The organism is Mesorhizobium sp. M0848, from assembly GCF_040319805.1.
Taxonomy (GTDB): Bacteria; Pseudomonadota; Alphaproteobacteria; order Rhizobiales; family Rhizobiaceae; genus Mesorhizobium.
On record NZ_JAMYOM010000015.1, the window covers coordinates 66,412 to 81,181 of the forward strand.

The window sequence follows — 14,770 nt, forward strand, 5'->3', positions numbered from 1 at the left end:
GCCCTAGAGATCGGCCTCGGCGAAGATGCGCGAGGCCCAGTCGAGGAAGACGCGCAGGCGTGGCGAGAGCTGACGGTTCTGCGGGTAGAGCGCCGACAGCGGCGTTGGCGAGGGCGGATAGTCGGCCAGCACCTCGACGAGTGTCCCATCCGCCAGATCCTTTTCGAAGCGATAGCGCGGCGCCTGGATGAGGCCGAGGCCAAGCCGCGCCAGGTCGGCGGCGGTGTCGGAATTGTTGGCGGCGACGCGGCCGGGCAGCCGCACCTCACGGATATTGCCGGCGACGGTGAATTCGAACGGAAGGGTCTCGCCAGTGCGCGACGAAACAAAGCCCACCGCCTGGTGACCGTCGAGCGCATCGGGGGAGGCGGGCGTGCCGTGGCGTTCGAGATAGCCAGGGCTGGCGCAGGTGATCTCGCGGATGACAGCCAGCCGCCGCATGATCATGCCGCTGTCGGGTAGCTCGCCGACGCGGATGACACAGTCGACGCCTTCACGCACGAGATCGACCAGCCGGTCGCTTTGGCCGATCTGCAGGTCGATTCTGGCATAGCGGTCGAGGAACTCCGGCAGGCGCGGCAACAGGAATGTGCGGGTGAGCAGCGTGCTGGCGTCGATGCGCAGCAGCCCGAAGGGCTCCGCATTGCGGAAGGCGGCTTCGGCATCCTCGATTTCGGCCAGGATCGACAGGCAGCGCCGATAGTAGGCTTCGCCGTCCTGGGTGGCGTTCACCTGCCGCGTCGTTCGTTCCAGAAGCCGCGCGCCGAGATGCTCTTCCAGTCGCCGGATGGCTTCCGTCGCCGTTGAACGCGGCAGGCCGAGATCGGCTGCGGCAGCGGTGAAGCTGCGCCGCTCCAGAACGCGAACGAAGAGCCGCATCGTGTCCAGTCGATCCATGGCCTTTGTTCGCAGTTTCCGAATAGCGATGTCAATAGGTGGCTGATTATCCGGAAAGCGGGCCGGCCTATATCCGTGTCACCAACACGGAGAGACTTCCATGACATCCAATCAAACAGATACGGGTGGCCAAACCAGAACCGCGATCGTGACCGGCGCCTCCAAAGGCATCGGCGCCGCCATCGCACAGCGGCTCGCCCGCGACGGCGTCGCCGTCGTCGTCAACTATGCACGGGGCCGCGCCGAGGCCGAAGAGCTTGTGCGCAGCATCGAAGCCGGCGGCGGCAAGGCGATCGCCGTTCAGGCCGATATCGCCGATCCGAATGGGATCGCAGCGCTGTTCGACGCCGGCGAGAAGGCGTTCGGCGGCATCGACATCCTCGTCAACAATGCCGGCGTCATGAAGATGTCGCCGATGGCGCAGACCGACGATGCTTCGTTCGACACGCAGATCGCGATCAATCTCGGCGGCGTGTTCCGCGGCATGCGGGAAGGCGCGCGCCGGCTTCGCGACGGCGGCCGCATCGTCAATTTTTCCAGCAGCGTCGTCGGCCTCTACCAGCCGGGCTACGGCGTCTACGCCGCCACCAAGGCGGGTGTCGAGGCGATGACCCACATCCTGGCCAAGGAGCTCGGCGCGCGCCGTGTCACTGTCAACGCGGTGGCGCCCGGACCGATCGAGACCGCGCTGTTCACGGACGGCAAGAGCGAGGCGCAGATCGAGGCCATCGGCAAGATGATCCCGCTCGGCCGGCTCGGTCAGCCCGACGACATTGCCGGGCTGGTCTCGTTTCTGGCCGGTCCGGACAGCGCTTGGGTCAACGGGCAAATCATCCGCGCCAATGGCGGCGTCGTCTGAGCCGTCGCCGACCGCTCCACCCCGAACCTGAAACTCCACAGAAAGGAAAAGATCATGCCATTCGCCAACATCAAGCTACCGCAAGCGGCGCTCTCCAGGGCGCAGAAGGAAGACCTCATCCATCGAACGACAGCCATGTTCGTCGACTTTTTCGGCGAGGGTGCGCGCCCCTTCACGATGGTGCTGGTGGAGGAGGTCGCCGACGGCGGCTATGGCCGGGCCGACGAAGTGTTCGTCGTGCCGGAAGTTTTTCGCGCAAAGGAGTAGTGCCGGGCCGACCTCCTCTCCCGACTTCGTGAGGCGAGGAACTCCAGTCTAGTAAAGTTTGCGCCAGAACCCCCACCCGGACCTCCGGTCCGACCTCCCCACAAGGGGGAGGTAGGGAGCCCAGCTTTTCCGCATTTCCAAAAAAGGCAGGCGGGCAGGGCGCCTTCCTCACCCTCCCCCTTGTGGGGAGGGTCGATGCGAAGCAGCGGGGTGGGGGGTCTGCGCGGCGCTGCAGCGCTTGGGTTTGCAAGCGTAGACCTCCGCTTCAATCGCCCTTCGTCGCGCCAATCCAGTCAGTCGCCATTTCGGCAAACAGCCAGTCGCGGCACGCCCTGATCTTCTTCTGACGCAGCGCGCCGTCGCGGTAGACGACGTAGTAGCGCGAGGCGGATTTCAGCGCGCGGTCGAAGGGACGAACCAGCCGCCCGGCGGCGAGGTCGGCCGAGACCAGCGCGCTTCGGCCCAGCAGCACGCCTTCGCCATGCACCGCGGCCTCGACGGCGAAGGTGGCGGAATCGAAGCGCACGCCGCGCTTCGGATCGACATCTGCCACGCCGGCATGTTGCAGCCATGTCGCCCAGTCGATGCGAAAGGCATCATGGATCAATTTGTGATGCCTGAGATCCGCCGGCAAGCGCAGCGGATGTTCGCCTTGCAGCAGTTCCGGGCTGCAGACGGGGAAGACCTCTTCATCGGCGAGAAATTCCGCTGTCACTCCGGCATAGCCGCCCTTGCCGTAGCGGATGGCGATGTCGATGCCGTCGCTGACGAAATCGGAAAGCACGCCCGAGGTCGACAGCCGCACGTCGATATCGGCGTTGGCGCGGTGGAAACGATGCAGCCTCGGCACCAGCCAGCGGCCGGCAAAACCGTCCGATGTGCTGACATTCAGGATGCCTGTCGTGCGGTCGGGCGTGGCGGCGATGGTGGCGGCGGCGATTTGGTCCAGCGCCGTCCTGACTTCCGATGCATAGGCCGCGCCCACCGGCGTCAGGCGCACGGACCTCGTCCCCCGATCGAAAAGCTGGATCCCCAGCCTGTCCTCAATGTTGCGGATGGCGCGGCTGACCGCACCATGGGTGACGTTGAGTTCGCCCGCAGCCTTGGAGAAACTCAGATGCCTGGCGGCGGCCTCGAAGGCGGGCAGGGCAGTGAGCGGCGGCAGTCTGCGCGGCATGGTCCACCTGTGAGCGTTACTCACAAATCCTGCACAAAGAGTAGTTTGTCGTCCAGCCCATAAATGTCCAATCTACTGACGTAGCAGCGCATCCAGATCGGTTTTTCCATCTCACCGCTGCGCTGAACGACCAGAACAGTGTGAGCAATCGTCATGCTCGTCCTCCGCGGACGGCGTCGGCACGCTTGCGCCTAGGCAAATACAGGAGACGGACAATGAACCCGACCTTCGAATCCATCGGCGCCGCGATGAGCGGTCTTGCACTCAGAACCGCTGCAGTCGTCGAGCGCCGGCGCATGCTGCGCCGAGTTTCACGCTTCTCGAACCATCGCTTGCACGACATCGGCTTCGAGCGCGACTGGGACGGTTCCATCCTGCGCAATGGGAGGGCGATATGACCAGCACCCTGATCATCGGCGCGACGGGGCTGCTGGGTGGCGAGATGGCGAAGGCCAGCGCAGGCAATGGCGATCGCCTGCACGTTCTGGTTCGTCCGGCAACAGCCGGTAACGAAGAACGGCTGCATTCGCTGAAGGAGCTCGGCGCCAAAATCCATGTCGGCGATCTCGACGACTATGGCAGCCTTGTCCGCGCCGCCGGTGCGGTGGATCGAGTCATCAGCTCGGTGCATGTGGATTCGGCCAGCGAGATGACGTTGGTGCGGGCGCTCAGGGATGCCGGCGTCTCCCGCTATGTACCTTCCGCCGGCTTCGGCCTCGACTTTGCCGCCGCTGCACCGGGCTCGGTTCCGCCGCTCGACCTCAAGCGAGCCGTGTTCGACGCGATCAGGCAAGCGGATCTGCCCTATACGGTGATCTACACCAACGGCTTCTTCTCGACCTGGGTGACGACGCTGGGCGACCTGATGCGCTTCGGCTCGTCGCCCTTGCCGCCCGAAGAGGTGACGCTTTATGGCGACGGCAATGTGCCGGCGACGTTTGTCAGCGAGAAGGACATCGCCGCCGTCACCTTGCGCGCGTTGAACGACCCCAGTGCCATCCGCAGCGAGATCCGCATCGCCCAGAACGAGATCACCCAGAACGAAATGATCGATCTGTGGCGCCGGGTCAGCGGCCGCTCGCCGCGCATCGTGCCCCAGAGTGCGGCGGAGCTTGAGGCGATGATCGCATCAGCCCCCTGGCTCGGACTGCTGCGGGCGTTTTGGATACGCGGTGAGACGGCGCTCGAAACGGCCACGCCGGAAGCCGGCGCGCTCTATCCGGAGCTGACGTTCGAGACCATCGAGAGCGCCTTTGTGGCGATGGCGGGCACCGCTGGGCGGTAGGAGCAGAAGCGCGGCGTTGCAACTGCCGATCTCCCCCACTTGTGGCAGGGCTATCGCATATGGAATTCCTGAGATGTCTGCCCGGCACGGACCCCCACCCCTAACCCCTCCCCAAAAGGGGAAGGGAGACTTCCGTTGGCGCTGACCCAGAAGCATCGCCTGTCTTTTCGGCGCCAACAAGAATTAAAGGCACGCGGCAGCATTCCCTCCCCCTTGTGGGGAGGGTTAGGGTGGGGGTTCTTCTTCGCAAGAATCCATATGCGATAGCCCTGCCACAAGTGGGGAGATCGGCCGTGTCACTCCTTCCGCTTCTCCACCTCGGCCTTCCTCAGCAGGAACCGCTGGATCTTGCCGCTCGGCGTCTTCGGCAACTCGCTGACGAACTCGACTTCGCGCGGATAGGCGTGGGCCGAGAGGCGCTTGCGGACATGCTGCGCCAGTTCCTCGGCCAGCGCCTCGCTGCCTCGAAAGGCGGGCGCCAGAACGACGAAGGCCTTGACGATTTCGGTGCGCTGCGGATCGGGCACGCCGACGACCGCTGCCTCGTTGACCGCCGGATGCTCGAGCAGCGCGCTTTCGACGTCGAACGGGCCGATGCGGTAGCCGGCCGAGGTGATGACGTCGTCGGCGCGGCCGATGAAGGAGATCGAACCGTCGGGCTCGAACTCGACCGTGTCGCCGGTGCGGTAATAGCCACCCGCTATGGCAAGGGTTTCGGCCTGATGATAGCCGCCGAACCAGCGCAGCGGCGAATTGGCGATGTCGATGGCGAGAATGCCGGGCTGGTTGGGGCCAAGTTCGTGGCTGGCCTCGTCGAGCACGACGATGCGGTAGCCCGGCATGGCGAAGCCGGCCGAGCCGTGGCGCACCGGGTGCGACAGGCCATGATGGTTGTTGACCATCATGCCGTTCTCGGTCTGGCCGTAATGGTCGTGGATGGGGGCGGCGAGATGAGCGTCGAACCAGCGGATCACCTCCGGGTTGAGCGGCTCGCCGGCGCTGCTCACCACACGCAGGCGGCCCTTGACGCGGGCGGCGGCCTCGGGTCCTTCGGCCAGCAGCAGGCGGAAGGCGGTGGGCGAGCCGGCAAGGCTGGTGACGCCGAGGCGCTCGATGATGTCGTAGGTGCTCCTGGCGGTGAAGGCGCCCTCGTTGAAGGTCGTGGCGATGCCAAGCAGCAGCGGGCCTGTTATGGCGTAATAGAGGCCGTAGGCCCAGCCGGGATCGGCGATGTTCCAGAAGACGTCGGCGGGCCGCAGCCCGATGGCATCGCGCATATAGGCGCCGAAGGCCAGCAGCGCGCTGAGCGGCACCGGAACGCCCTTGGGGAAACCTGTCGTGCCCGAGGTCGACATCATCATGAACAAATCGTCGCCCTTGCGCATCACCGGCTGGCAGTCAGGCGAGGCGGCGGCGAAGTCGGCGCGGAAATCGATGTCGCCGGCCGGCAGGGCTTCGCCTGGGGCAAGGATGGTTGCAACCCGAGGGCAATCCTCCACCTGGTCGAGTTTGCCGCGATTGGCAATGTTGGTGACGACGAGCTTCGCGCCGCTGGTCTTCAGCCGGTGGTCGATGGCCTTGGGGCCAAAGGCGGTGAACAGCGGCTGGTAGACCGCACCGATGCGCCAGGTGCCGAGGATGAGCGCCACCAGTTCGGGAATGCGCGGCAGCATGCCGGCGACGATGTCGCCGGAGCCGACGCCGGCCGCTTTCAGCATGTTGCCGACGCGCGCCGACATCTCCTTGAGATCGTCGAAGCTGAACTCCCGCAGCTCGCCACCGACGGAGATGGCGCGCAGCGCCAGCCGGTTCTGGCCGGTATGGCGATCGCAGCATTCGATGCAGGCGTTGATGCCCGTCGCGGGATCGCCCCCAAGCAGGGCGATTTCATCCGAGAGGCGAAAGCGCGCAACGGCATCGATGTAGCGCGGCAGCGGCGCCGGCGTTGTTTGGGTCATGGCAGTCCTCCCTGGCGGCGCCGCATCTCCCCATGCGGCGCTGTCGGTTATAGATGCCCGAAATCGTGGCTCTGGTCGATGCGGCGAAAGTTGGTGGCGGGGCAGGTTGGCGCTTGAACACCCCCCTCTGTCCTGCCGGACATCTCCCCCGCAAGGGGGGAGATCGGCGCCTCAATCGCGGCGCTTGTCTTGCGACGTTGACGGTTGGCGAAAGTGATGGCGACATCCAATCTCCCCCCTTGCGGGGGAGATGTCCAGCAGGACAGAGGGGGGTGTGAAGGATCGCGGCCGTAGCAAATGGGGCTGTTGACCTCACCAGCCATCCGCCCGATAGGTCCGCCCCAAGCATACCACCCGAGAAACCCGATGACCTCAGACACCGACCTCCAAGATGCACCCGCCCCCGACACCGCCTGGCAGGCAGAAATCCGCGCCGGTGTCCGCCACGTCCGCGATCTCGCCTCCCTGCCGCTGTCGCCAGCTGAGCGCGCGGCGGCGCAAGCGGCGGCCGCGAACCACAAGGTGCGCGCGCCCAAAGCCTATCTCGACCTGATCGACTGGAACGACCCGGCCGATCCGATCCGGGCGCAGGTCATCCCGTCGCCTGAGGAACTGGAGGAGGTGGAAGGGGAACTCGACGATCCGATCGCCGACCACGACTTCAGCCCGGTGCCGCGATTGACGCATCGCCATGCCGACCGGGTGCTGCTGTTCCCGACCTATCAATGCGCGGTCTATTGCCGGTTCTGCTTCCGCAAGGAATCGCTGACCTCGATCGGCAGGGGTTATACCCGCGAGGCGTTGGAGCCGGCGCTGGCCTACATCGCGGATCACCCCGAAATCCGTGAGGTGATCCTGACCGGCGGCGATCCGCTGTCGCTGCCCGACAAGGTACTGGCTGAAATCTTCGCGCGCATCGAAGCCATTGCGCATGTGCGGCTGCTGCGCATCCATACGCGCGTGCCGGTGGTGCTGCCGTCGCGCATTACATCAGGGCTCGTCGCGGCGCTGCAGGGCCGGCTGATGGTCACTGTCGTCACCCATTTCAACCACGCGCGCGAGATCACCGACGCAACCGAGGCCGCCTGCCGCACGCTTCGGCAAGCCGGCTTCGTGCTGCTGAACCAGAGCGTTCTGCTCAAGGGCGTCAACGACAGCATCGAGGCGCTGGAAGAACTCTGCCGCGAGCTGATGTACCGCCTCGGCGTCAAACCCTACTACCTGCACCATGGCGACCTCGCGCGCGGCATGGCGCACCGGCGCACGACGATTGCGCAGGGACAGGCGCTGACCGAAGCGCTGCGCGCGCGGCTGTCGGGCATCTGCAACCCCGTCTATGTGCTCGACCTGCCGGAGGGCGGCGGCAAGGTGCCGATCGGGCCTTGCCATGTCGAGGGACGGGACGGCGAGAACTGGCGGCTGCGCGGGCTCGATGGCGAGGTGAGGGGATATAGGGAGATCGTTGGCGAATAGGGCTGCGCGCTACCGCGCGTTTTTCTCGACAAATGCCAGCACCACCACGCGCGGGGCAACGCAATAGGCGAGGCTGGCCTTGCGGCCCGTCTTCGTCGTCGCGCAGCCTGCGTTCAGGTCGATGGTGATGTCCTCATAGCCCAGCACCTCGCGATCGAGCGGATAGACGGCCTTGTAGACGGCTTCCTTGGCGGCAAAGAGGATGCGGCCGGCAAGATGCCGGTCGGCTGCGTCCGTGCGGTCCGCGGGTGTTGTCACGAGCGCCAAAATGTCATCCGGGAGAGGCTGCGCGGGCTCGACGTCGATGCCGAGCGAGGCGATATCGCCAATCGGTGCAATCGCCGCCACGGCCATGTCGTCGTCGTGCGCGAGCGAACCGGTTATTCCGTCAGGCCAGACCGGCGCGCCGGTTGGCGAGCGCAAGATGGCGACGTCGCCAACGCCAAGCTCCGCCAGCAGTCCGTGCGCGATCCACCGGGCCGCGCCGCTGGCGCGCCGCATGCCAGGCTGACGCGCGGGGATGGAATGCGCTTCCCCAGGCAGCAGATGGGCGTCGTCGCCGTCGCGGATCATCCGGCATCCGATCCGGACTCCCGATGGTGCGATGGCGGCGATCGCTTCGGCCAAGGCGATTTCCTCGGGCAGCCGCATCACGGCTCGTGCGTCCGGGCCGGCAAAGCGAGATCGGCGATCATTTCTCCGTCCTCGTCGAGCCCTTCTTCGACGAAACCGGCGCTGCGATAGAGATTTCGCGCCGCATCGTTCTCCGGTTCGTAGCAGATCGAGACGTGCCTGATGTGGCCGAGCCCCTGTATTTCGACCAGCACTTCGAGCAGTGCGGCCTTGCCGTAGCCTTTGCCTTGAGCGGCGCGGTCGATCATGAAGCGATAGATGCGTGCCTCGTCGTCATCCTCCGGCGCCTCGTACATCAGGAAGCCGACAACACGATCGCCAGCCATGACGACGCGTGGCCTCGCGTCTTCGTCAGTCCCGGCTTCTTCCAGCGAGTCCGCATTGCCGGCGACGAAATCCCTCTGCTCCAGCGCGAGTTCCAGGGCCATGACCTGGGCACGGTTGGCCTCGGTCACGGCAACGAGACGGATATCTCCGGTGTTCAAGCCGATGCCCTTCTTCAAGCCGATGCCCTTCTTCAAGCCGATGCCCTGGCCGATACCTTGGAGCCATCGTCGGTGATCGGCTCGACGAAGCGGTGCAGCTTGGCCGGGTTGCCCCGCCATATGGAGTTGGCCTCCAGCTCTTCGCCCTTCATGACGAAGGAGTCGACATCGACCACCGAGCCTTCGCCCATCACGACGCCGTAATGGACAAAGGCTGAAGGTCCGAGCGTGCAGCCCTTGCCGATGCGGATGAAGTCGGACTTGAAGGCGCCTTCCTCCAGCGAATGGGCCTGGATGACGCAGCCTTCGTTGAGGGTCGCGTCGTCGCCGATCTCCACCAGCGAGCGTTCGGTGAGGTTGCTGCCGCCGTCATAGACACGGCTGCCGATCTTGACGCCCAGCATGCGCAGGATCATCGGCCGGAACGGCGTGCCGGCGAACAGCCGCACGATCGGCGAATCCGCCAGCTTCCAGTGGCGTTCGTGGCGCCAGAACGTGACGTCGTAGATCGTCGTCATCTGCGGCTTCAGCCGGCCGAAACCAAGGCTCGCCCGTTCCACGAAGATGTAGAACGGAATGGTGATCGCCGAGGTCAGGAGCACGGCGACGAACAGTGCGACTTCAGCCCATTCGGTATAGTAGTTCAGCGCCCGGTCCCAGATCGCCAGCGTGGCGAACAGCATGACCCATTGCGTTGCCACGAACAGCAGGATCGTCACCAGATTGTGGCGGTTCTTCAACGGGATGCGCCGGCGCCGGTCGTCCTCGTCGATGCCGGCGATGAGTTCCTTGTCGCGGTTCACCATGCGCGGGATTTCAAAGGCAGGCGAACCCAGAAGCCCGACATTCTCGCGCAGCGGCCCGTCGATGGGGATCATCACCTTGGTGCCGAGCAGGACGTTGTCGGCGGTGCGTCCGTCCGGCGGATAGTAGATGTTGTTGCCGAGATAGTTGCGCTCGCCGATCCTCGTCGGCTCGAGCCGGAAGGCGGAGGCGGATTTGTGCATGTTGATCATGAACAGCCCGTCCGACACCATGGTCTCGGTGCCGATCTCGCACAGAAGCGGGTTTTCGTGCTGCTGGTTGGAACCGAAATTGGAGCCGGTCTGCACCACCTTGTTGAGGTTCCAGCCGATGGCTCGCATGTAGTGCACGATGGCCGAGCTGTCGCCGGCCAGCAGGCCGAGCACGCGGGAGTTGCTCGAGAATTCGGCGACAGTCTGCAGCCAGTAGCGGAAGCCGTACAGCGTGTAGGTGCGGCCGGGCTTCAACAGCAGGCTGACCAGGCGCGGCACCAGCGTCGCCGCCAGGAAGGATGCGGCCATGTAGCCGAACAGCGTGACCGTGGTGCCGATCGCGACGACGCCGATGGTTTCCTGGTAGTCGTCGCCGACGTTTTCCCAATAGCTGTGGAATAGCAGCGGCAAGGGAGTGACGATGGCAAACAGCCCGATCAGCTGAACCGCTTCGAACAGGAAGCGCCGGATGTTGGAAGGATCGACATTGCGCACCTTGCAATAGTCGGCCGTGGTCGGCACGGCCGGCGAGCCATGCCAGCGTTCGCCGTCGGGGATGCTTTGGCCGCGGTGCAGCGAGGACGAATGGCCGAGCTGGGCGCCATCGCCGATCCTCGTGTCGATGTCGAGCGTCGAGCCGACGCCGACGAAGGCATCGCGGCCGATGGTCAGCGGCCCGGTGTGGATATAGCCGGACTGCGCCCGGAAGCCGAGGATCATCGATTCCTTGCGCAGGATGGTGTTGGCGCCGATCGAGATGAGATCCGTGCAGACGGGCACGGATTTCGATTCGATGACGGCGTTCTTGCCGAGCCTGGTGCCGAGAAGCTGCAGATAGATGCTGTAGAGCGGGCTGCCGCGGAACAGCACGACCGGCGCGGTGCGGATCAACGTCTTGACCACCCAGAAGCGGAAGTAACGCACGCCCCAGATGGGAAACGCCTCGGCCTTCCAGCGGCCCACCAGCACCCATTTGGCGATGACGGCAAAGCCCGACATGCCGAAGAACACGGCGGCCGAAAGCGCCACGCACCTGATGTACAGCTGCAGCGGATCGTCGAGCGCGTCATACATCCAGTTGAGGCCGTCATTGACCGCCCACAGGGCGCCATAGCTGTAGAGCGCGTAGAACAGAAGCTGTGCGGCGCCGCAGGTCCAGTAGGCGAAATTCGAGGCCCGGCGGGTGAGGACGGGCTCGTTGGTGGCCGTCGTCATCTCGTCCGCCACGCCCAGATGCAGCGCGAGCCGCGCCACGGTCGGGTGGAGATAGATGTCGCGCATCGACGCCGTCGCCCATTCCTTCCTGGTGCGCAGGCGCGCGCAGAAATGCGCCATCAGCAGCGAGTTGGCGCCGAGATCGTCGAAGAAATTGTCCTCGACGGACACTTCCTCGAATTTCAATACGGCGGCCAGTGCGTCGGCCAGGAAACGCTCGTCGTCATTGGCGGGCGCGACCATGGCGCGATCGCCCGAAAGCCGCACACTTGTCGGCTTCGGCAGCTGGCGCAAATCCACCTTGTTGGAAACCGTCATCGGGATGGCCGGCAGTTCCTCCAGATAGGAGGGCACCATGTAGTCGGGCAGGCGCCGCTTCATCGTCCTGGCGAGGTCCGCGCGCGAGATCGCCGGTTGGCCGACCTTTGGAGCGTAATAGGCGACGAGTTCGACGCGGCCGGGCTCGATCTCCCAGGTGGTGACGGCGGCCTGGGCGATTTCGGGCTGGTCGAGCAGCACCGCCTCGATCTCGCCGAGCTCGATGCGGTAGCCGCGGATCTTCACCTGGGTGTCGATGCGGCCGGCATACTCGATCTCGCTTTGGTCGTTGATGCGGCCAAGGTCGCCCGTCCGGTAGATGCGCTTCGACGGGTTGTTCGGCAGGCCGACGAAATCGGCGATGAATTTCTGTTCGGTCAGGTCGGGCCTGTTGAGATAGCCGACCGCGAGCCCGATGCCGGCAATGCCGATCTCGCCCAGTTCGCCCGGCTCGGCAAGCTGCGGCAGCGAAGCGTCGAGAATGACGATCGAGTAGGTCGGTAGCGGCGCGCCGATGGTGACGGGGCTGTTCGGCGTCAGCGCGCCCATGGTGGCGGTGACGGTCGCCTCGGTCGGGCCATAGGTGTTGAGGATCTGCCGCCCCGGCTTCGACCAGCGCACCACCAGATTGTGCGGGCAGGCCTCGCCGCCGACCAGCAGCGTGCGCAGGCTGGGCACATCCGACGTCATCGACGACAGCAGCGTCGGGCTGCAGGCGATGCAGGTGATGTCATGGAGCCGCAGGAAATCGGCCAGCTCCTCGCCCACCAGCGGCATCTGGCCCGGTGCCGGCACCACCGTGGCGCCGGCGACGAACGGCACCCAGATCTCTTCGGAGGAAAAGTCGAAGGCGATGGTCATGCCCTGGTAGACGCGATCGCCCGGCCGGTAGCCGTAGGAGGCGGCGGCGACGCGGATGAAATTGACGAAACTCTGGTGCTTGATGACCACGCCCTTGGGCTTGCCTGTGGTGCCCGAGGTGTAGAGGATGTAGCAGGTGTCGTCCGAAGTCTTCGCATTCGGCTTCAGCGGCGCGTCGGATTGCTTGGAGATCTCGGCGGCCGCGCTGTCGATCAGCAGATGCGGAACCGGCAGCTGACCGGCGCGCGACGCATAGGCGGCGATGGTGACGATCAGGCTGACGCCGGCGTCTTCGATGATGAGCGCCATCCGCTCCTCGGGAAAAGCGGTGGCCAGCGGCACGAAGGCAGCACCTGCCTTCATCACCGCGAGCAGCGCGACATAGGTCTCCGCCGAGCGGTCGAGGAGAAGCCCGACGCGGTGGCCCGGTCGCACGCCGCGCTTGACCAGCAGGCGGGCGAACTGGTTGGCCCGGCTGTCCAGTTCACGATAGGTCCAGACACGCCCGTCGGAGATCACCGCCGGCAGCGCTGCAAACATTTCGGCGAGCTGTTCGAAGACGGTGTCGAGCCGCTCGACGGGGAGGCCGTGCCGGGCAAAGTCGGCGCCCGTCAGGATTTGCCCGCGCCTGGCTGTCGCGGGGGCCGTTTTTACCAGCGCATCGACATCTGCCGGGCCGCTTTCCAGCCCCGATCGTTCCGCGTCCAGTTCGGCGATGTCGACACCGTGATCCATTTCCATACTTTCCCGTCCAGGCCGGGCATCGCCCGGCACGGCCATTTTTCCAGTTGTTGTGGGATGCTTATGCCATCCGATCTTTTCGCCAGTTTTTCCGAACTGTTGAATATTGTTTCTGAACTGTGTCTGGGCGCTCTTTTGAGCCTCCCTTGGCGGCTCTCGCCGGGCGCGCTCGGCGGCACGCGAGGGCGTGCACCCGGCGTTTTTCTGGAACCAGCCTTGAGGCCCCGCATTCTATGAGCAGGGACTTAAGGAGCGTGTGGTGAAAGCGGTTTTGGGACTGGTCTGCGGCTTCGTGCTGACCCTTGCGGTCTTCGGCAGCGGACTGGGCTTCGCCGCTTGGCTGCTTGCCGCGAAGCCGCCGCGCCAGGCAACGGCTACTGTCAGCGTGGCGGAGCTGTGGACCAAGAAGGCGCGGCCGGTGAACAAAGCCGGGCAGGGCCTCGAACGCCTGCCGGCCAAACAGTCCGCGCCGCCCGACATCCCCGCCAAACCGCAGGAAACACCACCCGACCCCACCGTCACCGGCGCCATCGCGCCCAAGACGACCGGATTGCCGCCTCCGCATCTCGCCTGGTGCGCCAGCCGCTATCGCTCCTACCACGCGGACGACAACAACTATCTCTCCTACAGCGGGCAGCTGCGCCCCTGCATCTCGCCCTATCTCGAAGCCGCCGGCCAGCTCGTCCAGCCCACTGCCGACGATGGCGACGAAAACGGCGCCGGCCTGGGGGTCTACGCTGCCGACGATGGCGGCGAAGCACTTTCGGCCGACCATGTCGATTACTGCTTCAGCCGCTACCGCTCCTATCGCCCGGAAGACAACTCCTACCAGCCATACTCCGGCGGGCCGAGACGGCAATGCCAGTAGAGCCCGCGCGCCGCAGGCAGGCGATCCGATCGCGCGGATTTTCCGGAGCGTTCGCATTGGCGCGACGTTCAACCCTGACCTAAGGAGGACTGACCATGAGCGACGACCGGGACGACAGAATTCGTGAGCGCGCCTACCAGATCTGGGAACGGGAAGGCCGCATGCAGGGCGACCCCGAACGGCACTGGCACCAGGCCGAGGCGGAGATCGACCGCGAGGCGGCCCTGCCGCTGACGGCGGACGATGCGCTGCCTGAGACTGGCGAGGTCGCCAGCACCGACGTGCTGGAGGTCGAGGCGCTGGCGGTGCGCACCGGCATATCGGGCGACGAGGCACAGGAACTGCTCGACCGCTTGGGCAACGACCGCGCCGCGGTGGAGCAAGCCGCCCGCAGCCTCAAGGCCAAAAGGCGGCGAAACCCCGATGAGGGACTGGCGAAATGATCGGAGGCTGAAGGACAGAAATACCGTTGCGAGGGCTGGCCGGTCACCCAGCCCGAAAGCCCGCGCCTCTGGCGGAGGACGCGGGCCGATCGGACGGCCGATCTTCGGCAGGCGATGGAGGGCACCACCTGCCGCACAGATCAACAATTAGCTATGGCTAATGTTCCGTCAAGTTGGATCTGAATTTACTTTCGTTGAAATGTTGGCCTCCACCGCAATTGCGCCGCTGGCTGTTGGTCGGGAATGCACGGGTCCGGCGGGCAGCTGGTGCTGA

General features: G+C 65.3%; 14 protein-coding genes. 7 read left to right on the top strand and 7 right to left on the bottom strand.

Annotation, left to right across the window (positions count from 1 at the left end; all coding sequences use genetic code 11):
* Positions 1–3 precede the first annotated feature (3 nt).
* Positions 4–897 carry a LysR family transcriptional regulator gene (locus NKH95_RS18425; protein ID WP_352441830.1) on the bottom strand — a complete coding sequence of 298 codons (894 nt, stop codon included), beginning with the start codon at positions 895–897 and terminating at the stop codon, positions 4–6.
* Between the two features lie 100 nt (positions 898–997).
* On the opposite strand from NKH95_RS18425, the gene NKH95_RS18430 reads away from it, so the two are divergent.
* Together NKH95_RS18430 and NKH95_RS18435 are read left to right on the top strand one after the other, a co-directional pair.
* Positions 998–1,756, top strand: a complete 759-nt coding sequence (locus NKH95_RS18430) for an SDR family oxidoreductase (RefSeq protein ID WP_352892369.1) — start codon at positions 998–1,000, stop codon at positions 1,754–1,756.
* Between the two features lie 54 nt (positions 1,757–1,810).
* Positions 1,811–2,023, top strand: coding sequence for a tautomerase family protein (locus NKH95_RS18435; RefSeq protein ID WP_023813355.1), 213 nt, complete (start codon positions 1,811–1,813; stop codon positions 2,021–2,023).
* Positions 2,024–2,288: 265 nt separating this feature from the next.
* Here the strand turns inward: NKH95_RS18435 and gcvA are convergent, their stop codons facing one another.
* Both gcvA and NKH95_RS18445 read right to left on the bottom strand, forming a co-directional pair.
* Positions 2,289–3,200 carry a transcriptional regulator GcvA gene (gene gcvA, locus NKH95_RS18440; RefSeq protein WP_352892370.1) on the bottom strand — a complete coding sequence of 304 codons (912 nt, stop codon included), beginning with the start codon at positions 3,198–3,200 and terminating at the stop codon, positions 2,289–2,291.
* Positions 3,201–3,220: 20 nt separating this feature from the next.
* Complete coding sequence (locus tag NKH95_RS18445) at positions 3,221–3,355, bottom strand: hypothetical protein (protein ID WP_352556334.1); 135 nt, start codon at positions 3,353–3,355, stop codon at positions 3,221–3,223.
* A gap of 60 nt (positions 3,356–3,415) precedes the next feature.
* On the opposite strand from NKH95_RS18445, the gene NKH95_RS18450 reads away from it, so the two are divergent.
* Complete coding sequence (locus NKH95_RS18450; protein WP_352556332.1) at positions 3,416–3,598, top strand: YjiS-like domain-containing protein; 183 nt, start codon at positions 3,416–3,418, stop codon at positions 3,596–3,598.
* Positions 3,595–4,485 (top strand): NmrA family NAD(P)-binding protein, encoded by an 891-nt coding sequence (locus NKH95_RS18455; protein ID WP_352892372.1) that lies wholly within the window; start codon positions 3,595–3,597, stop codon positions 4,483–4,485. Before NKH95_RS18450 ends, NKH95_RS18455 begins: the two co-directional genes overlap by 4 nt.
* 296 nt (positions 4,486–4,781) lie before the next feature.
* On the opposite strand, the gene NKH95_RS18460 is transcribed toward NKH95_RS18455, so the two are convergent.
* Positions 4,782–6,443, bottom strand: a complete 1,662-nt coding sequence (locus NKH95_RS18460; protein WP_352892374.1) for an acyl-CoA synthetase — start codon at positions 6,441–6,443, stop codon at positions 4,782–4,784.
* 366 nt (positions 6,444–6,809) lie between these two features.
* Between NKH95_RS18460 and NKH95_RS18465 the strand changes: the two genes are divergently transcribed.
* A complete protein-coding gene (locus NKH95_RS18465; RefSeq protein ID WP_352892376.1) occupies positions 6,810–7,916 on the top strand; it encodes a KamA family radical SAM protein in 1,107 nt (368 codons plus the stop codon).
* A gap of 9 nt (positions 7,917–7,925) precedes the next feature.
* Here NKH95_RS18465 and NKH95_RS18470 read toward each other — a convergent pair whose 3' ends face one another.
* The 3 genes from NKH95_RS18470 to NKH95_RS18480 form a co-directional block, all read right to left on the bottom strand.
* Positions 7,926–8,567 carry a 4'-phosphopantetheinyl transferase family protein gene (locus NKH95_RS18470; RefSeq protein ID WP_352892379.1) on the bottom strand — a complete coding sequence of 214 codons (642 nt, stop codon included), beginning with the start codon at positions 8,565–8,567 and terminating at the stop codon, positions 7,926–7,928.
* The gene (locus NKH95_RS18475) at positions 8,567–8,977 is read right to left on the bottom strand and encodes a GNAT family N-acetyltransferase (RefSeq protein WP_502895266.1); all 411 of its coding nucleotides are present in this window, start codon (positions 8,975–8,977) and stop codon (positions 8,567–8,569) included. Before NKH95_RS18475 ends, NKH95_RS18470 begins: the two co-directional genes overlap by 1 nt.
* Before the next feature lie 89 nt (positions 8,978–9,066).
* Positions 9,067–13,185, bottom strand: coding sequence for a Pls/PosA family non-ribosomal peptide synthetase (locus NKH95_RS18480; protein WP_352892381.1), 4,119 nt, complete (start codon positions 13,183–13,185; stop codon positions 9,067–9,069).
* 259 nt (positions 13,186–13,444) lie between these two features.
* On the opposite strand from NKH95_RS18480, the gene NKH95_RS18485 reads away from it, so the two are divergent.
* Positions 13,445–14,053: a BA14K family protein gene (locus NKH95_RS18485; protein ID WP_352892382.1), complete on the top strand. Its 609-nt coding sequence runs from the start codon at positions 13,445–13,447 to the stop codon at positions 14,051–14,053.
* A gap of 95 nt (positions 14,054–14,148) precedes the next feature.
* Entirely contained in the window at positions 14,149–14,496 is a 348-nt protein-coding gene (locus NKH95_RS18490; RefSeq protein ID WP_352611119.1) for a DUF2934 domain-containing protein, read from the top strand.
* The last annotated feature ends 274 nt before the right edge of the window (positions 14,497–14,770 follow it).